The organism is Paenibacillus sp. sgz302164, from assembly GCF_056120505.1.
The window spans coordinates 60,323-82,900 of record NZ_JBVYOL010000006.1; the positions used below are offsets into that span (position 1 = coordinate 60,323).

27 protein-coding genes and 1 tRNA gene are annotated in these 22,578 nt (G+C 52.6%); all 28 read right to left on the reverse strand.

The genetic code is table 11. From position 1 onward, the window contains the following. Positions 1-307: 307 nt before the first annotated feature. Positions 308-685, reverse strand: a complete 378-nt coding sequence (gene aroH / locus AC0LWT_RS11570; protein WP_474681402.1) for a chorismate mutase — start codon at positions 683-685, stop codon at positions 308-310. Between the two features lie 3 nt (positions 686-688). After that, complete coding sequence (gene aroB / locus AC0LWT_RS11575; RefSeq protein ID WP_474681403.1) at positions 689-1,783, reverse strand: 3-dehydroquinate synthase; 1,095 nt, start codon at positions 1,781-1,783, stop codon at positions 689-691. 1 nt (position 1,784) lies between these two features. After that, positions 1,785-2,948 carry a chorismate synthase gene (gene aroC, locus AC0LWT_RS11580; protein ID WP_474681404.1) on the reverse strand — a complete coding sequence of 388 codons (1,164 nt, stop codon included), beginning with the start codon at positions 2,946-2,948 and terminating at the stop codon, positions 1,785-1,787. A 300-nt stretch (positions 2,949-3,248) separates the two neighbouring features. Next, complete coding sequence (locus AC0LWT_RS11585) at positions 3,249-3,413, reverse strand: hypothetical protein (protein WP_474681405.1); 165 nt, start codon at positions 3,411-3,413, stop codon at positions 3,249-3,251. Between the two features lie 212 nt (positions 3,414-3,625). Next, the gene (locus AC0LWT_RS11590; RefSeq protein WP_474681406.1) at positions 3,626-4,405 is read right to left on the reverse strand and encodes a CheR family methyltransferase; all 780 of its coding nucleotides are present in this window, start codon (positions 4,403-4,405) and stop codon (positions 3,626-3,628) included. A gap of 889 nt (positions 4,406-5,294) precedes the next feature. Then, positions 5,295-5,738: a nucleoside-diphosphate kinase gene (ndk, locus tag AC0LWT_RS11595; RefSeq protein WP_474681407.1), complete on the reverse strand. Its 444-nt coding sequence runs from the start codon at positions 5,736-5,738 to the stop codon at positions 5,295-5,297. Positions 5,739-5,830: 92 nt separating this feature from the next. Next, positions 5,831-6,808, reverse strand: a complete 978-nt coding sequence (locus AC0LWT_RS11600) for a polyprenyl synthetase family protein (RefSeq protein WP_474681408.1) — start codon at positions 6,806-6,808, stop codon at positions 5,831-5,833. Next, positions 6,805-7,668 (reverse strand): menaquinone biosynthetic enzyme MqnA/MqnD family protein, encoded by an 864-nt coding sequence (locus AC0LWT_RS11605; RefSeq protein ID WP_474681409.1) that lies wholly within the window; start codon positions 7,666-7,668, stop codon positions 6,805-6,807. Before AC0LWT_RS11605 ends, AC0LWT_RS11600 begins: the two co-directional genes overlap by 4 nt. Further along, positions 7,649-8,269: a UbiX family flavin prenyltransferase gene (locus AC0LWT_RS11610; RefSeq protein WP_474681410.1), complete on the reverse strand. Its 621-nt coding sequence runs from the start codon at positions 8,267-8,269 to the stop codon at positions 7,649-7,651. Before AC0LWT_RS11610 ends, AC0LWT_RS11605 begins: the two co-directional genes overlap by 20 nt. Next, the gene (locus AC0LWT_RS11615; protein WP_474681411.1) at positions 8,266-9,141 is read right to left on the reverse strand and encodes a UbiA-like polyprenyltransferase; all 876 of its coding nucleotides are present in this window, start codon (positions 9,139-9,141) and stop codon (positions 8,266-8,268) included. Before AC0LWT_RS11615 ends, AC0LWT_RS11610 begins: the two co-directional genes overlap by 4 nt. A 6-nt stretch (positions 9,142-9,147) precedes the next feature. Continuing rightward, positions 9,148-9,873 (reverse strand): demethylmenaquinone methyltransferase, encoded by a 726-nt coding sequence (locus tag AC0LWT_RS11620; protein WP_474681412.1) that lies wholly within the window; start codon positions 9,871-9,873, stop codon positions 9,148-9,150. 13 nt (positions 9,874-9,886) lie between these two features. Beyond that, complete coding sequence (locus AC0LWT_RS11625; protein WP_474681413.1) at positions 9,887-10,750, reverse strand: heptaprenyl diphosphate synthase component 1; 864 nt, start codon at positions 10,748-10,750, stop codon at positions 9,887-9,889. A gap of 188 nt (positions 10,751-10,938) precedes the next feature. Further along, the gene (locus AC0LWT_RS11630; protein WP_474681414.1) at positions 10,939-12,018 is read right to left on the reverse strand and encodes an RNA-guided endonuclease InsQ/TnpB family protein; all 1,080 of its coding nucleotides are present in this window, start codon (positions 12,016-12,018) and stop codon (positions 10,939-10,941) included. Between the two features lie 4 nt (positions 12,019-12,022). Then, entirely contained in the window at positions 12,023-12,421 is a 399-nt protein-coding gene (gene tnpA, locus AC0LWT_RS11635) for an IS200/IS605 family transposase (RefSeq protein WP_474681415.1), read from the reverse strand. Positions 12,422-12,533: 112 nt separating this feature from the next. After that, the gene (locus tag AC0LWT_RS11640; RefSeq protein WP_474681416.1) at positions 12,534-13,070 is read right to left on the reverse strand and encodes a hypothetical protein; all 537 of its coding nucleotides are present in this window, start codon (positions 13,068-13,070) and stop codon (positions 12,534-12,536) included. An 82-nt stretch (positions 13,071-13,152) separates the two neighbouring features. Continuing rightward, the gene (gene mtrB / locus AC0LWT_RS11645; protein WP_474681417.1) at positions 13,153-13,377 is read right to left on the reverse strand and encodes a trp RNA-binding attenuation protein MtrB; all 225 of its coding nucleotides are present in this window, start codon (positions 13,375-13,377) and stop codon (positions 13,153-13,155) included. 87 nt (positions 13,378-13,464) lie between these two features. Continuing rightward, positions 13,465-14,391, reverse strand: a complete 927-nt coding sequence (locus AC0LWT_RS11650) for a phosphatase PAP2 family protein (RefSeq protein WP_474681418.1) — start codon at positions 14,389-14,391, stop codon at positions 13,465-13,467. 119 nt (positions 14,392-14,510) lie between these two features. Further along, positions 14,511-14,587, reverse strand: a tRNA-Pro gene (locus AC0LWT_RS11655). Positions 14,588-14,759: 172 nt separating this feature from the next. Next, positions 14,760-15,032, reverse strand: a complete 273-nt coding sequence (locus AC0LWT_RS11660; RefSeq protein ID WP_235122749.1) for an HU family DNA-binding protein — start codon at positions 15,030-15,032, stop codon at positions 14,760-14,762. A gap of 269 nt (positions 15,033-15,301) precedes the next feature. Continuing rightward, complete coding sequence (spoIVA, locus tag AC0LWT_RS11665) at positions 15,302-16,780, reverse strand: stage IV sporulation protein A (protein ID WP_474681419.1); 1,479 nt, start codon at positions 16,778-16,780, stop codon at positions 15,302-15,304. A 1,325-nt stretch (positions 16,781-18,105) separates the two neighbouring features. Continuing rightward, positions 18,106-18,852: a hypothetical protein gene (locus AC0LWT_RS11670; RefSeq protein ID WP_474681420.1), complete on the reverse strand. Its 747-nt coding sequence runs from the start codon at positions 18,850-18,852 to the stop codon at positions 18,106-18,108. A 16-nt stretch (positions 18,853-18,868) separates the two neighbouring features. After that, the gene (locus AC0LWT_RS11675; RefSeq protein ID WP_474681421.1) at positions 18,869-19,216 is read right to left on the reverse strand and encodes a 2Fe-2S iron-sulfur cluster-binding protein; all 348 of its coding nucleotides are present in this window, start codon (positions 19,214-19,216) and stop codon (positions 18,869-18,871) included. Positions 19,217-19,248: 32 nt separating this feature from the next. Next, entirely contained in the window at positions 19,249-19,833 is a 585-nt protein-coding gene (locus AC0LWT_RS11680) for a nucleotidyltransferase domain-containing protein (protein ID WP_474681422.1), read from the reverse strand. A 35-nt stretch (positions 19,834-19,868) separates the two neighbouring features. Beyond that, positions 19,869-20,162, reverse strand: a complete 294-nt coding sequence (locus tag AC0LWT_RS11685; protein WP_474681423.1) for a 2Fe-2S iron-sulfur cluster-binding protein — start codon at positions 20,160-20,162, stop codon at positions 19,869-19,871. 21 nt (positions 20,163-20,183) lie between these two features. Then, on the reverse strand, positions 20,184-20,363 hold the full coding sequence (locus tag AC0LWT_RS11690) for a DUF2768 family protein (protein WP_474681424.1): 180 nt from the start codon (positions 20,361-20,363) through the stop codon (positions 20,184-20,186). A 175-nt stretch (positions 20,364-20,538) separates the two neighbouring features. Continuing rightward, positions 20,539-20,823 (reverse strand): stage VI sporulation protein F, encoded by a 285-nt coding sequence (locus tag AC0LWT_RS11695; RefSeq protein WP_474681425.1) that lies wholly within the window; start codon positions 20,821-20,823, stop codon positions 20,539-20,541. A gap of 76 nt (positions 20,824-20,899) precedes the next feature. After that, positions 20,900-21,943, reverse strand: a complete 1,044-nt coding sequence (locus AC0LWT_RS11700) for an NAD(P)H-dependent glycerol-3-phosphate dehydrogenase (protein ID WP_474681426.1) — start codon at positions 21,941-21,943, stop codon at positions 20,900-20,902. A gap of 37 nt (positions 21,944-21,980) precedes the next feature. After that, the gene (plsY, locus tag AC0LWT_RS11705) at positions 21,981-22,577 is read right to left on the reverse strand and encodes a glycerol-3-phosphate 1-O-acyltransferase PlsY (protein WP_474681427.1); all 597 of its coding nucleotides are present in this window, start codon (positions 22,575-22,577) and stop codon (positions 21,981-21,983) included. Position 22,578 lies beyond the last annotated feature (1 nt).

The window sequence follows — 22,578 nt, forward strand, 5'->3', positions numbered from 1 at the left end:
CTTTCAAAGCCGGCGGGGCGCGCCTGCTCCAGTCGTTGAAGCAACAGGCAAGCTCCCCAGGAACGGAGTCAAATAAAAAAACCTCTACCGAAGTAGAGGTGATCATGTTATAAGCAGAAAGGCAGCATGAATTGAATCAAAGAAAACAAGATTGCACCGGACGGGCAGACAATTCCCGCATCAAAAAAATCCGTATCCGGACTCCGGGTTCCACTTTGCATTCTCCACTCAACTTCGCTCAGCTCTACTATAACTATACTCGGCTCTACTCGCTACTTACTCAACTACAACCAATATACTACCACTTTTATTGGTTTGTCAATTTTACAATATCAGGACGAAGCGCTTGCGCCTCTTTCAAATAGACGTGGTTCATTTCGGACTGACTTTTAGTCGTATTCACCTGCACCATGAAGCGGATGCATCTGGGCAAGCTGTTTTCCACAGGAATTTCCAACGAGCACATGAGGGGAACGAGATCCCATCCTGCCATCGAACGAATGGCGCGCGCCGGAAAAGTCGCTGTAAGATCCTGCGTAACCGTAATGAATACGGAGCAAATCTCATCCGGTCTAAAATCGTTAGCTTCTATAATGGCATGAAGCAGCTCCGATGTTGCCGCTAAAATCTCTTGTTCTTCGTTGTGCTCCACTGTCGTCGCACCGCGAATTCCCCTGACGAACATAGACTAGCTCTCCCCTTTTAAATAATCCACAATTTGTCTGACCTGATCCACGGTCACGTCCTTGCGGATTTCCACCTTGCCGATTTCGGTCGGTATGATGTAGACCATCGTCCCTTCCTGGAACTTCTTGTCATGCATCATTGCGCTCATGATACTATCCGTATCCAAATGCGGTGGAATCTGTACAGGCAAACCGAATTTCAGAAACAAATTGCGCGTGATCGTATGGATGTCCTCGCTGTAACCGAATTGCTGAGCCAGCTTGGCCGCGCCGACCATACCGATGGATATGGCTTCCCCGTGAAGCAGCTCGCCGTATCCGGCCACAGCTTCCAAAGCATGTCCGATCGTATGTCCGAGATTAAGAATGGCGCGAAGATCGTTCTCCCGCTCATCCTGCGAGACGACGATGGCCTTGACTTTGCACCCTTGATACAGCGCATAGCCTAGCGCATCCGAGTCGAGGCCGAGCAGCTTGTCTGCGTTGTCGTCGCACCACTGGGTAAAAGCGGCGTCCCAGATCAAGCCGTGCTTGATCACTTCCGACAGCCCGGCCTTCACCTGGCGGTCGGGCAGCGTCAGCAGCGTGTCGAGGTCGAACAGGACAAGCTCAGGCTGGTGAAACGCGCCGATGATGTTCTTCGCCATCGGATGGTTCACGGCCACCTTGCCGCCGACACTGCTGTCGTGGGCAAGGATCGTCGTCGGGATCTGCACGAAGCGGATCCCGCGCATGAAGCTCGCCGCGGCGAAGCCGGCGAGGTCGCCGACCACGCCCCCTCCGAGGGCGACGATCGCGGATTTGCGATCGAGACCCGCCCGGAGGGCGGCCGAGACGATTCCCTCGAGCTGCGCGAGGGATTTGGACGTTTCGCCTGCGGGCACGACGCAGGCCTCGGCGGCATAGCCGCCCTCGCGGAGCCGCGTCATCACGCGCTCCAGGTGCAGCGGAGCCACTGCGTCGTCCGTGACGACGAGCAGCGGCGATTTGCGGCTCAGCTTATGCCGCTCGAACAGTTCGGCGATATCGCCGAGAATGCCTTGGCCGATATAGATAGGATAAGAGCGTTCTCCCAGATCGACGGTCAGCTCTCTCATCCTAGTAGCTCCCCACTTGCGCCAGGTAATTGTTCAGGTTCGCGCGGATCTCTTCCAGCGAATCTCCGCCGAATTTATCGAGGAACGCGTTCGCCACTTCCCACGCGATAACGTTCTCCATGATGACGCCGGCTGCCGGAACCGCACACGTATCGGAGCGTTCCACCTGGGCGGTGAACACTTCCTTCGTGTCGATATCCACGCTTTGCAGCGGCTTATACAGCGTAGAGATAGGCTTCATGACGCCGCGCACGACGATTTGCTCGCCCGTCGTCATTCCGCCCTCGAAGCCGCCTGCGCGGTTCGTAGCGCGGCGGAAGCCGCCTTCCGGCGTGTACAAAATTTCATCGTGCACATTGGAGCCTCTGCGCTCTGCGGCTTCGAAGCCGATGCCGAATTCAACGCCCTTGAAGGCTTGAATGGAAAGCACCGCCTGCGCGATTTTGCCGTCCAGCTTGCGGTCCCACTGCACGTGGCTGCCGAGTCCGACCGGCACGCCTTCGATGATCACTTCCACGATGCCGCCCAGCGTGTCGCCGTCATCTTTCGCTGCGTCGATGGCGGCGATCATTTTCGCTTCCGCGTCTTTATCCACGACGCGAACCGGCGATTCCTCCGTAAGCCGGATCAGCTCGTCGATCGGCAGTTCCTTGCGCTGAGCTTCAACGTCTCCGATGCGGATGACTTGCCCGGCTACTTTAATGCCGAATTCCGCAAGCAGTTGGCGGGCAACCGCGCCGGTCGCCACGCGCATCGTCGTTTCGCGGGCGCTGGAACGCTCCAAAATGTTGCGCAAATCTTTCTGATTGTATTTAAGGCCACCGTTCAAATCGGCGTGTCCCGGACGGGGACGGTTGACCCGGCGTTTGCCCTCGTTGTCCTCTTCCACAGGCTCGATGCCCATTACGGTCGTCCAATGCTTCCAATCGTTGTTCACGACAACGAGCGCGATCGGCGCGCCTGTCGTTTTGCCATGGCGTACGCCTCCGACAATGTCGGCGGTATCTTTTTCAATCTGCATCCGACGACCGCGGCCGTAGCCTTTTTGACGTCTATGTAATTGAAAGTTCAATTCATCGAAATTCAGGGTCACATTGCTCGGGAACCCCTCAATAATTGCCGTGAGCTGCGGACCGTGCGTTTCTCCAGCCGTCAAGTATCTCATTTTCCGTTTCCCCCTAAAGAGTTTTTCGAGAACAACCTGCTTCGCAAGCATTCCCGATCTCCTGACTCCTCCTTACGCGTCCGCCAAACACTTTAGCGCTTTGACGCGTAATTACCTTTTGTCATTATAGTATAGCTCTCCCCGTTTGGCAACCTGCCAAAGCTCCCGAAATGATACGAACCCATCGGCGGCTACCGTAACGGAACATCCCCGCGCAGCCGTCTGCATACAGCAAAAACACGCTTCATCAGGGAGAAAGCTTCTCTCTGCGAGGCGTGTCTATACGCGCTGCATCCGCATTTAACCGTGCATGTGCTGTTTTTGAATCACTCTCGGAATGTCGGCCATCTGCGGGTCGTTCATCAGCCCCATGAGCTGAATCGAATCGATGCCCAGTATTTGCGCGCACTCCTGAATCGTGATCATTCCCCTTCGGTAGGCGGTAATCACTTTTCTTTTGTCCATAAAGCCCCTCCTAAAAGTTTTCGCCCGGGAGTCTGTCGGCGGAGCTGCTTGTGTGCATACCGCCTGTACTGGGTTCACCCGCCAAACTCCAAGAAAACTTGCATCGTAAGCGCCGGCCGAGCGCTGCCTTGCTTTTGCAGAGCCGCCGCCGTAAGGATAAGTATTCTTAGTATAGGAAGATATGGAAAAAGTTATACCAGCCGCTGCCGAAGCTACCCCTTTTTACGGTAAAAGAACGTCTCCGCAGGTTCGAAATCGTATTGTCCCGGGGAGAAAATTTGCTCGGTAGAGCCGACAAACAGCAGCCCGCCCGGCTTCAGCGCCTTCGAAAACTTTTGATAGAGCACATGTTTCGCTTCTTCGGTAAAATAGATGATCACATTGCGGCACACGATCAGATCGAAGCCCGTGTCAAACGCATCGACAAGCAGGTTCTGCTTCTGAAATTTTATCGATCGTTTCAGCTCGTCCGAAACGCTGTACATGACCTGGTCCTGGCGGAAATATTTTTTGACGTACTTGTCCGGCACGTCGCGCAGCGAGCGATCGAGGTAGATGCCCTTGCGCGCTTTGTCCAGCGCTCCGTCGTCGATGTCCGTAGCTTGCAGATGAGTATCCGCAAGTGCGCCCTGCTCCGCTAAAATCATCGCCAGCGTATAAGGCTCTTCGCCTGTCGAGCACGCGGCGCTCCAAATTTTCAGGCGGCGGTTTTTGCGCAGCATCTCGGGAACGAACCGCTGCTCGACGAGCTCCCAGCGATTCGGGTTGCGCCAAAACTCCGATACGTTGATCGTCATTCTGTCGAGAAACTCATAGAACAGTTCCTTGTCCTTCATCATTGCATCGAAAAAAGCGACGAACGTGTTGTATCCGCGCTTCATCCGAAGCGTCGTCAGACGCCTTTTCATCTGCGCTTCTTTATACTGTGCAAGATCGATAGCCGTATAATCTTTGACTTTTTTTATAAAGAGGGAAAAATCCTGATCTTCCATGCTGTTCACCCGCCTTGACCATTTGCTGACTATAGGGATTCTGTAAAATAAAACAGAATTCCTGCAAATAACGACAAAGACTGTAAGACTCGCCTTGCCGAGCGCAAAAAAACCTGCAACTGCTTGGCCGTGTATAGCAAACTTGAATTCTTTTCATTCTGTGGGGCGACGTCTCCCGGTACGTGGTGTTGCGCTGCATGACGGCAGTTGATCGGCCACATGCCCAGAAACCACCCGCACGCCAGAGCCGGTCGCACAATCTGACTGGTTGCATGAAGAAAACCTGCAAAAGTACAGGAATTTGTGCCTTGATACGTTGGCAATGAAAAATTCCTGCAATTGTGCAGGCTTTTCAACGCAAATATGGGCTCAGAGTCTTTTTCACGGAAAATTCCTGCACTATCGCAGGCTTTTCGCTGAAATGACCCCTTTTCACGGAGAAAGCCTGCACTTTCGCAGGTTTTCTCTCTGCCAAGCCACCTTGTGCCCCCCACTTCAGCGCCGCAACCCGTGCAATTGTCGAAGAGAGGTTGCGCCACCACTGATGCCACTAGCCAGTCAGTATACTAACTATCTGATTGTTGCGGAATTTCTACGCGTTAATAGAGATGGGTCTCTCCAGTGTACGTTTTCTCAACAGCCTGACTTTTACAGGGTTTGCTGGGTTTGCTGGGTTTGCTGGGTTTGCTGGGTTTGCTGGGTTTGCTGGGTTTGCTGGGTTTGCTGGGTTTGCTGGGTTTGCTGGGTTTGCTGGGTTTGCTGGACTTGCAGGACTTGCGGGACTTGCAGAATTCGCAGGCGACCAAGCCACGCAGCAAAAAACAGCCCGCTGGCTTAAGCAGCAGGCTGTCTTATTCCGGAGACCGGCTCCGTGTTATGTATGTTTATATCAAATCCATGGACCGATCGCTTTGGCATACTCGCAGAGCTCGTTCGGGCTGAAAAAGTTGCCGATTTCGCGCTCCGCGCTGGCCGGGGAGTCCGATCCGTGGATCAGGTTCAAATTCGTATGTACGGCGAAATCTCCGCGAATAGTTCCGGGAAGAGCTTCCAGCGAGTTCGTTTTGCCGATCATCGTGCGAGACAGCGCTATAACCTGCTCGCCCTGCCAGACCATTGCAAAAACCGGGCCGGACGTAATAAAATTGACCAATCTTTCAAAAAAATCTTTACCTTTGTGCTCCGCGTAGTGATATTCCGCCTGCTCTCTCGTAATGACCATCAGCTTGCCGCCAATGAGATCAAAGCCCTTTTGCTCAAACCGCTTTACGATTTCGCCGATCAGCCCGCGCTGCACACCGTCAGGCTTCACCATTAAAAACGTTCTCTCCATGCATCATCGCCTCCTGATCATATTTACACGTACATCACTCTATAGTTTACACTTCTTGGAAGCATTTCTCAAATATATGATACGGGAACCGGTTAATAAGAACGATTGCCAATAAAATGCGCAACTTCGATAAGATCTTTTTTGGCTTGAATGTCGGGAAGCCGAACCAGCGCTGCGATCGCTTTGTCGATATATTTTTGCGCCAGCTCTTCGGCTTTGCGAATGCCTTCGCTGCCGCGAATGAGATCGAGAAAGCGGGTGACGTCCGTCTGCCCGTCCAACTGCTGAATCCTGTCCAGCTCCTGCAGCAGTTGCGGCTTAAGCAACGGATCCTGCAGCGCGAAAATGACGGGAATCGTAATGTTCCCCTGCTTGATATCGCTGCCCGGCGGCTTGCCTATTTGCTTCTCCGTTCCCGTCAAATCCAAAATATCGTCGCGGATCTGAAACGCCATGCCGACATTGTAGCCGAAAGCATAGAGCTTGTTGCTCGTCCAATCCTCGCTGTCGGCAGCCATCGCCCCGAGCTGGCAGCTGATGGCGATAAGCAGCGCCGTTTTGCGGCGGATCCGCAGCAAATAGTCGCGAACCGACTGCTCCGCATGGTAGAAGAAGCGGATTTGCTCCATTTCGCCGATCGACATTTCCACGATCGCCTTGGACATGACCTGATGCACGGCAGGCTTCCGGATTTGAGTAATGACGGTCAGTGCTTTGGCGAAAATATAGTCTCCCGTATACATCGCGATCCGGTTGTCCCACTTGGAACGGACCGTCAGCTGGCCCCGGCGCGTATTCGCATCATCGATCACGTCATCGTGCACAAGCGAAGCCATATGGATGAGCTCCAGCGATACGGCGACGTGTTTCATCGTTTGCAGCCTGTAGGTCCCGAATTCGCCGGACAACAGAACAATCGCGGGGCGAAGCCGCTTGCCCCCCGCTTTCAGCAGGTGCAGTGAGGTTTGTTTCAGCATCGCATGATCGGTATATACGCTTTCTTCCAGCTCTCTTTCGATCGAGGCGATGTCTTTTTTCTTTCTTGCATAAATATCCAATAGGTTTTTCATTCTGTCACCCGTGCTTTATCTTTCTCTGACCAAAGCTCAATCTTCGCCTGTTTCGGTAAAAAGCCAAGCTCATAGCAGTACTGATAATACAGCTGAAGGCCTTGCCATTGTTCCTGACCGAAATCGTAGCATAACGTATGAAAATAGTGATTCCAGTAGTCTTCCGTTCCGCCGACGCTCTCCCGGGCGTCCCGGATCATCGCTTCCGGCTGGCGGTGCGCCATTTCCTTGCTTTTTACAAACGCCGCGAACACTTCGGATACCAGCTCCGGATAGCGATCCACAGTATCCCTGCGGATCGCCCAGACGGCAAAAGACATCCATTGTCCGGTCCATTTCGCCCATTCTTGCCCAAGATCGGTAATCATATACTTGTCGTTCCGCCAGCTTTCCTTAATGGCGTCGTCGCCGATCAGGAGCGCTGCGTCCGAATCTTTGATCATCTCTTCCAGATTCGGGGCCGCATCGTGGTATTCCGGCTTGCCGCCGTAAAACTTTTCGATAATGACTTTCAACAGATTGACCGAGGTCGCCGATGTGGTCGGCAACGCAATGCGCCCGTTCGTAATTTCCCGCAGCGGCTTCTCGTGAAACAGCAGAATCGAATTGACGTCGCCGTAGGCGCTGACGGATAAATCGGGATAGAGCATGTAATGCTCGAACGACTCCCCGTAGGCGAATGACGAAATCGGCCCCATATCGATCTCGCCCGCGGCCATCGCCCGATTCAGAGAGGTGGGCACTTGTTCGATAATGTCGACCTCCCCGCTTGTCATCAGCTCGGGGAAATAATAGTAGATGGGCCAAACATTCGTATAGTCGATACGGCCGATTCTTATTTTAGCTTCCTGGTTGTTCATCGTTTTCTCCCCATCTTCGGTACAAGGAATGCTCAATGTCCATACTGTCCAGCACTTTGCCCACTAAAAAGTCGACTATTTCGCCGATCGAGCCGGGACGGTTGTAAAAAGCCGGCATCGCCGGAATAATACGCACGCCCATCTTCGACAAGGTGAGCATATTTTCAAGATGTATCGTATGCAGCGGCGTTTCCCTTGGCACCAAAATCAGTTTTCTTCCCTCTTTGAGCATCACGTCAGCCGTCCGCTCCAGCAAATTGTCGGAAGCGCCGTGAGCGATCCCCGATAATGTCCCCATCGAGCACGGGACGACGACCATCCCTTTCGTTCGAAAGGAGCCGCTGGCCACGGAAGCTCCGATATCGGCGATCGGATGATACGTATACGTTCCCGCAAACCCGCCGAAATGCTCCTGAAGCATTTCTTTCCGCTTGCCTGCGTTCCAATCCAGCTCATCGTGCAGAACTCTCCAGCCGGCTTCCGTAATCAACAGATGCACGTCCAAACCTTGCGCCAGCATCGCTTTACACAGTCTCACCCCATAGACCGCTCCGCTTGCGCCGGTTATCCCTACGACCCAGTTGCCGCTATTGCCGCTCATGGATGGTTGGAGACGACGACGTCCAGCAGCGTAAACGCGAATACGACTACGCTAAGCACACCGTTCATCGTGAAGAAGGCCGTATTCAGCTTGGATAAATCGTCGGGTGAGACCAGTCTGTGTTCTTTGTACAACAATACGTAAGCGATAACCAGTCCGATTAAATAAAACCAGCTGAGATGCGTCATGAAAAACAACGTGACCAAACCGACGGCCGTAAGCACATGCAGCACGCGAGCCGTCACCAGAGCCGCCTTGATCCCGAACCGGCCGGGCAGCGAATACAGTCCTTCCTTGCGGTCAAAATCCGTATCCTGGCACGCGTAGATGAGGTCGAAGCCGGCGCTCCAGCAGGCAACCGTCAAATAAAAGACGATCGACGACCAGGTGATATGACCGGTAACGGCCACCCACCCGCCGAGCGGCGCAAGTCCGAGCGTCAGGCCGAGAATGAAATGGCATGTCCACGTAAATCTTTTGGTGTAGGAGTAGAAAACAAGAAAAAACACTGCAATCGGCAGCAGTTTCATCGCTAAAGCGTTTAAATTGTAAGTTGCCCAAAACAGCAGCGCAAACGATAGAATGATATAGATGATTACTTGTCTGACCGATATCAAGCCTGCCGGAATGGCGCGGTTCGCCGTCCGCGGATTTTTTTTGTCGATCGCGCGGTCGATAACGCGGTTCAAAGCCATTGCGGCGGTTCTGGCTCCGACCATCGCCAGCGATATCCAAAGAATCTGCATCCAGGTCGGCAGATGCCCTGTCAGCACCACGGAGCCGAGTATCGCTCCCATGAAAGCGAACGGCAGCGCAAACAGCGAATGCTCGAATTTGATCATTTCCAAAAATACTTTTAGTTTTGTAAACATATCGTATTACACTCCCGAATTAGTTTTCCCCTTGGTGCCGATGTGCAGCGCCGCGATGCCGCCGGTCAGCGGGTAAGCTTGCACTTCCTGCAAACCCTGCTTGGCGAATATGGCAGCCAGCTCTTTATGATCGGGAAAATGAATTAATGATTCCGGCAGCCACTTGTACTGCTCGTAACTCTTGGCCAGCAGCTTGCCCAGAACGGGCAGCACGCGCTGAAAGTAAAAGTAGTAGATCGACTTAAAAGGCTGCCAAGTCGGCTTGGACAGTTCCAGCGACACGACCAGCCCGCCCGGCTTGACCACCCGCCGCATCTCGCGGATGACTTGCGCCAGATCGGGTACGTTGCGGAGCGCGAAGCCGATCGTCGCATAATCGAAGCTGTTGTCCTCGAAAGGGAGCGACATGGCGTTCCCGCGGATGAGGCGGATCTGCTTGTCCATCCCCAGCCGGCTGATTTTGTCCGCCCCGACGTCAAGCATTTGCTGGCTAAAATCAAGCCCTACCATCTCGCCGGTTCCGCTTGCCTGCGCCAGACTGATCGTCCAGTCGCACGTTCCGCAGCAGATATCGATCGCAGTAGAGCCTGGCTTAACTTGGATTTTGTTCATCGTGAACTTCCGCCACGCCTTATGCCGGCGAAAGCTCAAAATATCGTTCATCAAATCGTACTTCGGAGCGATCCGCTCAAACACGGAATGAACGAATTCCTCTTTGGATTTTGTCGTCATCAGGAAGGTCACCTCATATTTCTTCAAGCACTTTAGGTTTGGACAAAAACCGCAGGAACGGCTCCCCAATGTGAAACAGTTCACTTACGAGCTTATCGGAATCCAGCTGTGCGATCAACGTATGCAAATGCTTGACATTCGTTTCGAGCATTTGGTAAAGCTGCGATGAGACGTTATATTTATGCATCAGCAGGCGGATTTTGGCTTGATCCGTTTCTTCGGCATGAAGCTGGTTCCGCTCTTCCTTCGTGCCGTGCTGCAAAATGTGCCAGAATCCCCAGCTTCCGTGAAAATTAGCCGTCGTCTCGGCCCGGAAAATTTCTTCGGACAGCACTTCGCACTTCGTGTAGCCGTTTAAAATTTCCGGCCAGGCGCGGTCGTATACGCCCGCCATAAATTCCGAAAAAGACAAAAAAAGCTGAGACTTAATCTCCACCGAATGGTGAATATAATCTTCTGCCGTCATTTTGAACTGCTTCATTTTGGTATATACACTCATCTTCATCCGGTTCACATCGCAAATAGCGCCGGCCAGCTGCTTGATCGTATCGATATGGCCCGCCTGCGACAGAAGATGGTAAAATCGCGAGCTGAAATAATCGCCAGCCAGCACTTTGAGCTGCCGCGAACGCGCCGCCTTCTTCTCCTTCAGCTCATTTCCCGGAGACACTTGCTCATGCGTATCCAGCGCCAACTGCACGAGTGAGGTCGCCAGCGAATACAGTTCGCTTTCCCCGCTAAACTTCGTATTTCCGTTCAAAAAGGCAAACAGCAAACGTGTGCGAAGCTCCGGAAAATCCGGCAAATCGGTGTGAATCTGGATCATGTCATATTCCGTATATTGTTTGGCGATCTCTGGGATCCGAAAAGAATTCATTCAAAAGCCTCCGTAACCGTATGCAGTTGTGTCTCTATGCTCTCATCCAAGCAATTATATCATAACCCGCTATGAGAAGCACAATTAATTGTGATGACTCCCCATGCCTAAAGACAAGGGCTTCTCGGTTCATCGAGGATGGCAACCCGTTCCTCTCCCCGAAGGCTCCATCCGAGCCCAGTTCATGTTTAGGCGGTCGCTCGTTGCAAGATGTTAATTGCCGCGTTCACGTCTCGGTCTGCCACGTATCCGCAGTATGGACAGCGGTGGACGCGCTCTTTCAATTCTTTTTTAACTACTTCGCCGCACTTAGAGCATAGCTGTGACGTATTGCGGGGGTCAACTTGCTTCACGATTCTACCGGCACTTTCAGCCTTGTATTTCGTGAATCGGACAAGCTGATTCCATCCTGCGTCTGTGATGCTCTTTGCAAGCCTGTGATTCTTGACCATACCCAGCGCATTCAAGTCCTCGAAAGCAATCAACCCGTAACGGTTCACAAGGCTTCGGGAAAGTTTGTGCGCGTAATCCTTGCGCTGATTGGCGACATGCTCATGCAGACGCGACAGAACGCGCACAGCCTTCTTACGGCGGTTTGAGCCTTTCTTCTTGCGGCTTACTGCACGCTGAATACGCTTAAGCTGTCTCTCCCTATTACGCAAGCATTTCGGAGCGTCGAACGTCTCGCCATCTGATGTGATGGCAAGGTGTTTCAGTCCAAGATCAATTCCTACTTGGCTCTCATTTTGTGGTAGCGGAACCGTCTCGACTTCACAACTTAAGCAAACGTAATACTTGCCATTCTTCTGAATGACGGTGCAAGTCTTGATCCTGCCTTCGATGGGGCGGTGAAGCTTGATCTTAACGTCTCCGATCTTGGAAAGCTTAAGCTTGTTACCATTCAAAGCGTAACCGCCTTGCGGATAGGTGAAAGAATCGTATTGTGTCGCAGGTTTGAAGCGCGGGAATCCCGGCGTTTCCCCTTGCTTCACACGACGGAAGAAGGCTTGGAACGCTTTGTCTAGGCGTCCCGCAACGTCCTGCAATACTTGACTATGCACTTGCTTAAGCGCAGGGATATGTCGCTTACGCTCACCCAACGTATTCGCCTGATCGTAGTAATTTAAGCTCTTGCCTTCGCTCTTGTAAGCGTGGATACGTTCCTCAAGTAATCGATTGTACAGCAGACGACAACGTTCTAAAGTGAAGTCAATCGCCTTGCGCTGCTCTCGGTTTGGATACAGTCGGTATTTGTACGCTATGAGCATATGGTCACCGTTCCTTCTGCTCTTCGATGTACTTCTTAACCGTTTCGAGCGACACGCTTCCGACCGTGGCGACGAAATAGGAATTCGTCCACAGAGAAGGAAGTCGAGAAGATAGGTGCTTGTACTCCATGCGTAAAATGCGTGACGTATAGCCTTTCAGATGCTTTACGGCGCGATGAATGCCGAATTGCGGATCGCATTTAATGAGCAGGTGTACATGATCGGGCATTACTTCCATTTCCAGCAGCCCGACGCTAAGTTCCTGAGACTTTTCGCGGAATAGCTCTTTAAGCCGCTCGTCGATAGGCGAGACAAGAACTTTGCGGCGATACTTCGGACAGAATACAACGTGATATTTGCAATCAAAAACGACGTTATTGTTGCTGTCTATGTCTCTTGACATACTTTTCACCTCAAGAAAAGTATACCACAAACAATAGATAACTCCTAGATATCTATTAAAATGAAGGCAACTTACATCCTCATAGCTAAAGCAAGGGGTTTTACGTCGCATCCTATAAGGGGTAGCGCTGCTGCCATTTCGGGGTGTATGTGATGCGAAAACGGTTCGACAGCTGCTGTTCGAGCTGTACCTGGCTTAACTCGCTCGCCTTCTCCTTCATGTCTTTTCCGTGTTCGCGGTCCGCGACCATAGCCAGAACGAGCTGAGCCGACGAGCTTTCCACCGCCCCCGAATAGTCCATAACCCGTACCCATACTTGATTCACATTTTTCGTTCTGGCGTTCATCGTCTGCGCGATCGTATACAAGTCGCGGTACACTGCGGCGGCGTCCGCGTTTTTGGGAAGGCTCAGATCGATGAACAGGTTCGAATCGCTCAATTCCACTTTGCGGATCCGCAGCTGCAGCGGAACCTGAACGAGCAGATCGACCAGATTGCGGTCGGTCAGCTGTCCGGCGCGATGGCCGGACGACCACGCGTCGGATGTGCGGACGCCTGCCGACGGGTCCAGCTGCGGCAGCAGGGACAGGCCTAACGCCACAGCGCCCGAAATCCCCGCAGTGATCAAAATACGAGCCGTCCATTTCATGTACAAGGCACCCCCAGGCAATAGAGCTTATACACCATTGTACAATGAAAAAAAGCAGGCTATGCCTGCCGCAGCAAATTATTCACTCCTCGGTATCGACGACGCCGAATTTGGTCATAATGATCGCTTTCCCTCTTATCTTAACCGCCGAAGTGTGCTCCGTAAATTGGGCGATCATCACTTCGCCTTTGTCCAGCTTCTCCGTATGGCCAAACCGGGTTTCGTGTCCGCGGGTCAATCCGATTACATGAACCCCGTTGTCTTTGGCTTTGACGATAAAAAAATCGTTTCCGTTATTTGCTTCCATCTGCATTCCCCTCCGTTCCATGTCATGCGTGTTCATCTTGTTCCTATGATGCAAAAAAAGCTTCCGGAAGTCAACTCGATCGCCGCATTACGCCGAAGCGTTTTGGGAAACGGCGGCGGCTTTCTTCCCGTAAAACAGCTTGAATTTGGCCGGAATCACCTTGTTGGAAACCGTAGCAATGAGCAAATCGGCCAGTTTGACAGTGCCGTATGCGAACAGCATGCCGGCTATAACGTCGATCAGCCAATGAATTTGCAAATACAACGTCGAAAAAATAATCGAGCTGCAATACGCGACCATCATCGTTTTGAAAATACGGTCTTTCTCGCGCAGTGCCAGCAGCAGCATCGCGAACGAGATCGACGTGTGCATGCTCGGAAAGCAGTTCATCACCGCGACCAGCAGTTCGTTGTTGTCTACAAAAGTTCTGTGAAGCAAATCAGGCTGCCCGTTCACATACCAAACCTCATGGAGCAAAATCAGGTTATAAAAAGGCAATATGAGCGGAAACTGCAGCATGTGCCCGGAGAGCGCATAAGAAATCATTTTTTTGATGCTCCGCGTCCAAAAGCTGCGAACGATGCAAATCCAGAGCGACAGCACAAAGCCGTAGTTATAAATCCACACCATGGCCTTATCCAGAAACGGATTGGCGATCCATCTGGCCCATCCGCCGGTATTCAATGGAATCGCATTCATATATGCGTCCCAATGCCACGGATGACGGTTGTTTTCAAACATCCAATTCGCTATTCTCCACCAAAAGCTGTTGCCCGAACCGTAAAAGTAATAAAAAACGCCGAGCAGCGGAATGCCGAAAACGAAAAACTTTTTCCAATCCACATCGATCTGGTCCTTGCGGACGCCGAGCAGACAGATGAACAGCAAAATCCAGCATTCCGTGCTCCAGTTCCCAACGGTTCCGATCCGCCAGATCAAAAAGATCGATAAAATAATGCCGTACATCGTCCAATCCTGAGCCTTTGCCAGCTCATTTAATCGAAGCTTGTTCAATGCTGCTCCCCCTTTCCCCACAAACCGTGACAGAACCTTGCGAAGCGCAGTCCGCTTGTTGTACGGGGACCCCCTGAGTCAAAAAAGAAAAAGACATCGGCATGACGATGTCTTTCCCATGGTCGGAGTAACACGATTCGAACGTGCGACCTCACCCACCCCAAGGGTGCGCGCTACCAGGCTGCGCCATACCCCGAAAGCGAAAATAGCTGCTTATTTATTTTCTTTTGTAATTATAGTTGGACTGTTCAAAAATGTAAAGGTTATTTTAATGCAAAACAGGTAAAAATAAATAAAGCCGATAGCCAGCAATATGCGGCTACGGCTTCGTGCTTGATATGATGAAAAATCATATGTAAGACTTGCAATTATTGAATCCCGTCTCTAAGCGCTTTGCCAGGTTTGAAAGCTGGAATTTTGCTAGCAGGGATTTCAATTTCATCACCAGTCTGCGGGTTGCGTCCCTTACGAGCGGAACGTTCACGAACTTCGAAATTGCCGAATCCTACAAGTTGAACTTTATCTCCACTTTGCAGCGCTTCGGAAATTGCGTCAAAAACAGCGTCAACCGCTTTAGTCGCATCTTTCTTGGAAAGCTCGGAGGTTTCAGCAACCTTGTTAATCAATTCAGATTTATTCATGCCATTCACCTCCCCCCCAAAAATACTCACTTCCATTTACTTCCTGTTTTCACCGTTTCGTCAGAAAATATACATGATCGTACGAAAAATCGTTGATTTTATTAGGGAAAACGAATTCCCCCTAGCAGACGAATAAATTTATAGTAATACACCGGGGCGGCAATTTCAAGTGCCGTTTTGCTTGACGGGCGTTGGATTACGATAAAAATCGACAAAAAACACTCTTTCGAGTGTTTTTTGGTGTATGATTTCACATTCCTGCGAAAATTTTACAAAATGATCGCGATGAGACCGCCGGATCCTTCGTTAATGATCCGCCCAAGCGTCTCCTGCAGCTTGTAGCGCGCATTATCCGGCATCATGGCGAGCTTGCCCTGAATGCCTTCGCGCACGATGGAGTGAAGCGATCGGCCGAAAATGTCGGATTCCCATATTTTGAGCGGGTTATCCTCAAAGTCCTGCATCAGATAGCGGACAAGCTCCTCGCTCTGCTTCTCCGTCCCGATGATCGGCGAAAATTCGGATTCGACATCCACACGAATCATATGAATGGATGGCGCGGTCGCTTTCAGACGGACGCCGAACCTGGAGCCTTGACGGATCAGTTCGGGCTCGTCGAGCGCCATTTCCGCCAGCGTCGGCGGCGCAATGCCGTAGCCGGTCGTTTTGACCATTTCCAGCGCTTCGGCGAATTGGTCGTACTCGCGCTTGGCATGCGTGAAATCCTGCATCAGTTGGAGCAGGTGATCCTTGCCGCGGATTTCCACGCCGACGACCTCTTGCAAGATGCGGTCATACAGCTCATCCGGCGCTTGGAGGTCGATTTCGGCCACGCCCTGGCCCATGTTCATATCGGCCAAAGCGGCCTTTTCGATAAAGTCATATTCGGCGAACTGGCTGACCACCCGATCCACGTCGCGCAGGCGTCGGATGTCCTGCACCGTATCGCGTACGGAGTTCTCGAAGCGGCCGCGCAGCCAGTGATTTTCGCCCAGAACCATGACCCAGCTCGGCAGGTTGACGTTTACTTCATGCACAGGGAACTCGTAGAGCACCTCGCGGAGCACCGAGACCATTTCCTCTTCTCCCGCATTCGCCACGCTCATCGTGACGACAGGCACGTCATAGCGGCTTTGCAGCTCGCTCCGCAGCTCCAGCGCAGGCTCGCCCGTAGGCTTTTGCGAGTTAATAATGACGATGAACGGCTTGCCGACTTCTTTCAGTTCGTTGATGACTCTCTCTTCGGCCAGTACGTAAGAAGACCGGGGAATATCGGAAATCGTGCCGTCGGTCGTGACGACCACGCCGAGCGTCGAATGTTCCTGAATGACTTTGCGCGTTCCGATTTCAGCCGCTTCCTGAAACGGAATCGGTTCGTCGAACCATGGCGTATTGATCATCCGCGGTCCGTTTTCATCCTCGTAGCCTTTGGCGCCATCGACTGCATAGCCGACACAATCAACCAGCCGAACGTTAACGTTCAGCCCTTCCGCAACCGAGATTTGAACCGCTGTATTCGGTACGAATTTCGGCTCCGTTGTCATAATCGTGCGGCCGGCAGCGCTCTGCGGGAGTTCATCGGTAGCCCGGATCCTATCCGCTTCGCTTTGAATGTTGGGGAGCACTACAGATTCCACAAAACGTTTGATAAAGGTTGATTTTCCTGTCCGGACTGCGCCGACAACCCCCAGGTAAATATCCCCTCCCGTCCGTTCTGCAATGTCCTTAAAGATATCCACTTTCTCCAAGAGAATCCCTCCTACAGTTTGGTCGTCAACTGACTACTCGGCAGTAACCATTGACTACTCGTACATTCATTTGGACTAGTAAGAAATATATGTACTTTCGATAGAAATATGATAGATGTCCGCTATCTTTTTTTGCGGGCGCCTATTTCCGAAAAGCACATCATGCTTTCCCTGCCATGCTAAAGAACCTCTGAATGAATATATGAGAGACAGCTCTTTGATATTCTGAAAAAAATTAAGGACCATCCATGGGAGTCTGTCCGATGGACTCAGTAGAAGGCATACTTATGCAAAATGACAGACCTTGTGCAGCTTAAGCGGCATAAAGTCCGTCATTATTAAAAGTAAGTTTGTCGGAAAGACACCTAACCCAGGGCATTAGAATGACGAAAGGGCCGTCCCCGTAATAAGGGAGGGGGTGAGCGGGCTAACAGCAGAGACGGCGATTTGCCCGTTTCGGCAAGCGGATCGACAGCCTGAGCCTGGACCGCGAAGCCCGGTTCGATGGCTTAGCGCGATTGACAGGGCCATAAGCCCGGTTCGATTGCTTAGCTCGATTGCCGGGCCGCGAAGCCCGGTTCGATGGCTTAGCCCGATTGCCGGGCCGCGAAGCCCGGTTCGATGGCTTAGCCCGATTGCCGGGCCGCGAAGCCCGGTTCGATGGCTTAGCCCGATTGCCGGGCCGCGAAGCCCGGTTCGAAAGCCTAACTCAGCTGCCTGAATCGAAAAGCCTGCAAAAGTACAGGAATTTTCTGCAGAAGTGGCTCGTTTTCGGGAAAAGCCTGCGAAAGTGCAGGAATTATCGGCCAAAATGGAGTCCAAACCCGATTCGCAGCGAAAAAACTGTACTTTTGCAGGAATATTTCCCCGTAAGCGTATCTGCGAGAAAAAAACTGTACTTTTGCAGGCTTTCTGCGTAATTTCTATTTGCTCGTGAGATGACAGCTCGGCGGACTCGTTTTTTCACAGGCTTGCTGAGCACTGCCTCGATGCTCTAGCGGAGTACTGTCTCGCAATAACTCCACGCTGCACCTGCTCAGCTCCGCCGCACTCCTTGCGCGCCCCCACGCTGCGCCTGCCCTAGCTCCGCCGCACTCCTTGCGCGACTCCACGCTGCACCTGCTCGGCTCCGCCGCACTCCTTGCGCGACTCCACGCTGCGCCTGCTCAGCTCCGCCGCACTCCTTGCGCGACTCCACGCTGCGCCTGCTCAGCTCCGCCGCACTCCTTGACCGCCTCCACGCTGCGCCTACTCGCCTCCACGCTGCGCCTACTCGGCTCCGCAAGCAGCCCGAACGCCGCTAACGGATCAGCCTGCGAGCAAAGCTAATTATCGGATGGAAGCGGCTGGTTGTCTTTCCAATAGTAAGGATAGCTTTTGGCGGGTACAAAATAGGAGCTGGCTACGAGCAAATCGCGCAAATCCTGCTCGGGCGCAAGCGAGTTTTGCATCGCCTTGTCCTGGATCAGCTTCATGATGTCCGGCGCATAGTCGATCGCCACCGTACCGGAAACTTTATCCAGCATGTAGTTGACATAACTTTGTCTATTAAACGCCGATTTGATTTCCGGAGATTTCATGCCCAGCTTCTCAAAATCGACATAAACGAACGCTTCATCGATGGCGATGCCGGCGGGCAGCTGTCCGTTATGCTTTACTTTATAGGCGTCCACTTTGGCCTGCACGTCGGCTACGCTTTGAAACGCCAATAGATCGATCAGCTTCACTTCCGGCTTCGTTTCCGCATTGACGAGCACATACATAAAAATGCCGCCCTTTTCAAAGGCGTTGGCCGGGACGCTGCTCAAATAGTTCATTTTTTGCAGCTTGCCGAAATCGACGACATATTTCTCATAAAGCGGCGTGCTCATATCACTGTTTTTGATCGGCAGAACGCCCGTCTTCTCATGGAACTTGTCAATTGCCTGCTGAACGACCGTAATGAATTCGCCGGGATTGATTTTATTTTCCTGACGCAGCTCTTTCGGATAAGCACAGCCGCTTAACAGGACGAGCAGGCAGAGGCATAGGACGTACAATTTCAGCTGCCGGGGTATGAGATAAGTTTTCAACGCGGAATCATCCTTTTTAAAATAAATCTTCTTCCTCCCGCTGCCTGGCAAGCTGTGCGCGAATCGCCGCCTTCAGCGGATCTTCCGGAACGATGACCTGCACGGGGCCGGTTACGCGCGCCTGGCAGGCAAGCCGGAATCCTTCGTCGGCCTGTGCGCCGAGCTTCAGCCGCTCGTTCTGATTCATCGGGGCCAGGCCGCCCGCATCGGCCACTTTTACTTTGCACATCAGACAGGCGGCTTTGGCCCCGCAGCGCGTGCGGATGTTGACGCGGGCCCTGCGGCCTGCATCCAGCAAAGTTGTGCCGGGGCGCACCCCGATTTTTTTGTCGTCAGGCCAAAAATGCACTTCGCAAAGCGCCATCGCTATTCCCTTCTTTTTGACCGAAAATCGGATTATAATTGGCAGTCCAGCAGCATTTCCAGCCGGCGCAGCATCGGAATGCCCCAGTTGTTGCGGGCCAGCAAATCCTGAAGCGCCGGAAAATGCTCGCCGGGCTTCTGCTGCATAGCCTCGGCAATGCGCTCGTAGCGGTCGGGACGGCCGCGCAGCACATTGAACAGCAGCTCATGGGCGAGCGGCATGACTTTGACCGTACTCTCGCCGATGCATACCTCCGTGCTGTGGCGATCCCAAAAATAAGCCGCTTCGATCCGATAGGACGAATCCAGCGCGTGAACGCGGAAGGAACCTACCAATTCGACCGCATTGTCTTCAATTTGATAGTGACTAAGAATAGAAGCATAGATCGGAGTTTCGCTGTATAACGGCTGGTCCGTAGCATAGATGCGCAAAGCTTCGTGCACCCGGTCCACCTCTTCCTGATCGATATACAGATCCAGATCCCTCGGATCTCTCTCCAGCTTAATGCCGTGCAAAAGCAGCCCGCAACTGCCTCCGACGAGCCATTTCGCAGCCTGCGGCTCCAGCCGCCGGTAAATCGTATTTAAACCGCTGCAGAGCGGCTCTGATAAAAACAAGGGGCCCCACACCTTTCCGTATGTATGCTATGATGTTAAAAATATGGTTTGTGCGTGACGGAAATATCCCCATTTTGCCGAATCGCGCATTGACAGGCCAACCGGAAGCCTTGCTCCAGTTCTTCAGGCTCCAGGCGCAGTTCCTCCGCTTCGGTCGGCGGGGCCAGCAGTTCCCTTCCCGCTGCGACGTAGCACCGACATCTGGCGCATGTCCCCCGCGTGCACGAGAAGCCCCAGTCCACTTGATGTTTCAAAGCAAGATCCAGAATCGTCATTCCGGTATCGGTTTCAACTTTGGTTTGGCCTTTGCGAGTTTTAAGCTCCAGCATCCTTTCAACCCTCCACGCAGTCTACAGCATTGAAAGCAGCATGTACACCATAATCGGAATAAAAAGCAAAAAAGCGATGATCGACAAAATGGCGCGGACAGCGCCCTTCGTACGCGTTCTTGCAAACGAAATCAATAAGGAAGCGAAAACCATAAGTCCGATGGCGACAAACGACGCCCACATTTTATCCAAACCTGACATTCCCATTGCTCCTAATGTTAAATTTGCAAATTCAGCACTAATTATAGCATAAGCCGAAAAAAAATAAACCTTGACGGTCAGAGCCGCTCAAGGTTTTACGCTGCAAGCCATCTGTTTTTGCAAAATCATCCGCCTGCTCTTCGATATGAAATCAGCCGCAGGGGAAGCGCCTCTATCACTTATTTTTCCCAAGCATCATTTGCATCAATTCCTGCATGTTGTTCGTGTCCAGCTTGCTGCTTTTTACGGCCTGGATAATTTCCTTCATCGTCTCTTCCGAAACTTTGACGTTGACCAGTCCGGAAATCTGTTTGATCAGCTGGCGAAGCTGGGCTTCGCTAGTCATCGTCGAAGGTTTTACGCCGCTTGCTATTTTTTGGATATCTTTAGGAGTAACGGATTTACCCGTTCTTTTCTTGACCACGTTCAAAACGTCTTTGGACAGATCTCGATTCGTCACAATTGCCGCCTCCCTATTCCTGAGATCATTAAACTATCTAAGGTATAGTATGAAAGCAGGCTATGTATGGTGTAGGCTACCCCAACCATTTTGTCGCCGAGGAGCTGGCGATTTCTTCGATTTCATGCGTTTTGACGCGCCCCATCAAATCTTGCGCCGCCAATTTGGGCGACTTCCCTTCGAACAAAACGTGATGCAGCTCATCCGTAATCGGCATCGTCACCCGGTAGCGGCGGGACAGCTCGTAGGCCGCCTTGGTCGTCTTCACACCTTCAACGACCATGCCCATTTCTGCGAGCACTTCATCCAGCGGCGCGCCCTGCGCGAGCTTGTATCCGGCCCGCCAGTTGCGGCTGTGCTTGCTCGTGCAGGTGACGATCAGATCGCCGATGCCCGCAAGCCCGGCGAACGTCTGCGGATTCGCCCCCATCGCTGTGCCGAGCCGGGCAATTTCTGCGAGGCCCCGCGTAAGCAGCGCCGCCTTGGCGTTATCGCCGAAGCCGAGGCCGTCGGTAAGACCGGCGCCCAGCGCGATAATATTTTTCAATGCGCCGCCGACTTCGACGCCTTCGACGTCAGGATTCGTATATACGCGGAAATACGCGTTCATCAGCAAATCCTGGGCCGCTTCCGCCGCCGCCACCTCACGGGCCGCAACGACGACGGTCGTCGGACATTTGCAGATGACCTCTTCGGCATGGCTCGGCCCGGACAAAACGACGAGCCGATTGGCGTCGAAATCAGGCAGCTCATCGGCGATGACCTCCGTCATCCGCTTGAGCGTGCCTGCTTCGAATCCTTTGGTCGCATGGAGGAGCAGCGCATCGCTTTTCAAATACGGGCGAATGCGCGAGGCTACCTCCCGCATGCCGGACGAAGGCACGACCATCACGATGGCGTCGGCATCCTGAACGGCCTCCTGCAGCGAATTCGTCGCAACGATAAGCGGCGACAATTCGATATCATTCAGAAAGCGGCTGTTGCGGTGCTCTTCATTGATTTCGCGGACCTGCTGCTCGCTGCGCGACCACAGCAGCACCTGCTTCCCGTTATCCGCCAGCACGGAAGCGAGAGCCGTCCCCCAGCTTCCGGCGACGAGTACCGAAACTTTATTCGACAATATGGATGCCTCCTTAACCGGCTAAATTCAGTATCGGTCAGGCCCGCTTCGAGCCCAATTTGTTCTCCTTGCCTTGAATCAGCTTGACGATATTCGTGCGATGGCGAATAAAGGCAAATACGCAAAGCAAAATGCTGATCCACAAGATCGGCAGCGGCCGGTCCATCCCCCAAATTAAAAATGGTAAAAGTGCTGTAAGAATAAGGGAACCGAGCGAGACAAATCTTGTTATGGCAATGATGACGATAGCGGTAATTCCGGCGATCAAGGTAGGGATGAAGCACAGCGTAGCCATCACGCCGATCGTGGTCGCGATGCCCTTGCCGCCGCGAAATCCGAAGTAGACCGGCCAGTTATGGCCGACGATGGCGGCAAGCCCGCACAGCACGCGAATCCATATTTCGTCCGGCGCCGCCCAAATGCCGAACATGACAGCCGCGACGCCTTTGAGCCCATCCAGCAGCAGGACCATGATGGCCGGGCCTTTGCCGAGCACGCGCAGCGTGTTCGTCGCGCCCGCGTTGCCGCTGCCGTGCTTGCGGATATCGATGCCCTTGAACCATTTTCCAAACAAATAGCTGAAACTGACAGACCCTAACAAATATCCCGCAACTATAGCTATGATCGAATACAAG

What these genes read in the sequence shown, in the direction of transcription:
- ndk (WP_474681407.1), bottom strand. Translation starts at nt 5,738, where the DNA reads ATGGAGAGAACGTTTTTAATGGTGAAGCCTGACGGTGTGCAGCGCGGG.
- AC0LWT_RS11625 (WP_474681413.1), bottom strand. Translation starts at nt 10,750, where the DNA reads ATGAATTCTTTTCGGATCCCAGAGATCGCCAAACAATATACGGAATAT.
- AC0LWT_RS11660 (WP_235122749.1), bottom strand. Translation starts at nt 15,032, where the DNA reads ATGAATAAATCTGAATTGATTAACAAGGTTGCTGAAACCTCCGAGCTT.
- AC0LWT_RS11585 (WP_474681405.1), bottom strand. Translation starts at nt 3,413, where the DNA reads ATGGACAAAAGAAAAGTGATTACCGCCTACCGAAGGGGAATGATCACG.
- AC0LWT_RS11605 (WP_474681409.1), bottom strand. Translation starts at nt 7,668, where the DNA reads ATGAACAACCAGGAAGCTAAAATAAGAATCGGCCGTATCGACTATACG.
- AC0LWT_RS11615 (WP_474681411.1), bottom strand. Translation starts at nt 9,141, where the DNA reads ATGTTTACAAAACTAAAAGTATTTTTGGAAATGATCAAATTCGAGCAT.
- AC0LWT_RS11690 (WP_474681424.1), bottom strand. Translation starts at nt 20,363, where the DNA reads ATGTCAGGTTTGGATAAAATGTGGGCGTCGTTTGTCGCCATCGGACTT.
- AC0LWT_RS11600 (WP_474681408.1), bottom strand. Translation starts at nt 6,808, where the DNA reads ATGAAAAACCTATTGGATATTTATGCAAGAAAGAAAAAAGACATCGCC.
- AC0LWT_RS11675 (WP_474681421.1), bottom strand. Translation starts at nt 19,216, where the DNA reads ATGGCGCTTTGCGAAGTGCATTTTTGGCCTGACGACAAAAAAATCGGG.
- tnpA (WP_474681415.1), bottom strand. Translation starts at nt 12,421, where the DNA reads ATGTCAAGAGACATAGACAGCAACAATAACGTCGTTTTTGATTGCAAA.
- AC0LWT_RS11590 (WP_474681406.1), bottom strand. Translation starts at nt 4,405, where the DNA reads ATGGAAGATCAGGATTTTTCCCTCTTTATAAAAAAAGTCAAAGATTAT.
- AC0LWT_RS11685 (WP_474681423.1), bottom strand. Translation starts at nt 20,162, where the DNA reads ATGCTGGAGCTTAAAACTCGCAAAGGCCAAACCAAAGTTGAAACCGAT.
- aroH (WP_474681402.1), bottom strand. Translation starts at nt 685, where the DNA reads ATGTTCGTCAGGGGAATTCGCGGTGCGACGACAGTGGAGCACAACGAA.
- aroB (WP_474681403.1), bottom strand. Translation starts at nt 1,783, where the DNA reads ATGAGAGAGCTGACCGTCGATCTGGGAGAACGCTCTTATCCTATCTAT.
- AC0LWT_RS11610 (WP_474681410.1), bottom strand. Translation starts at nt 8,269, where the DNA reads ATGAGCGGCAATAGCGGCAACTGGGTCGTAGGGATAACCGGCGCAAGC.
- AC0LWT_RS11630 (WP_474681414.1), bottom strand. Translation starts at nt 12,018, where the DNA reads ATGCTCATAGCGTACAAATACCGACTGTATCCAAACCGAGAGCAGCGC.
- mtrB (WP_474681417.1), bottom strand. Translation starts at nt 13,377, where the DNA reads ATGGAAGCAAATAACGGAAACGATTTTTTTATCGTCAAAGCCAAAGAC.
- AC0LWT_RS11640 (WP_474681416.1), bottom strand. Translation starts at nt 13,070, where the DNA reads ATGAAATGGACGGCTCGTATTTTGATCACTGCGGGGATTTCGGGCGCT.
- AC0LWT_RS11620 (WP_474681412.1), bottom strand. Translation starts at nt 9,873, where the DNA reads ATGACGACAAAATCCAAAGAGGAATTCGTTCATTCCGTGTTTGAGCGG.
- aroC (WP_474681404.1), bottom strand. Translation starts at nt 2,948, where the DNA reads ATGAGATACTTGACGGCTGGAGAAACGCACGGTCCGCAGCTCACGGCA.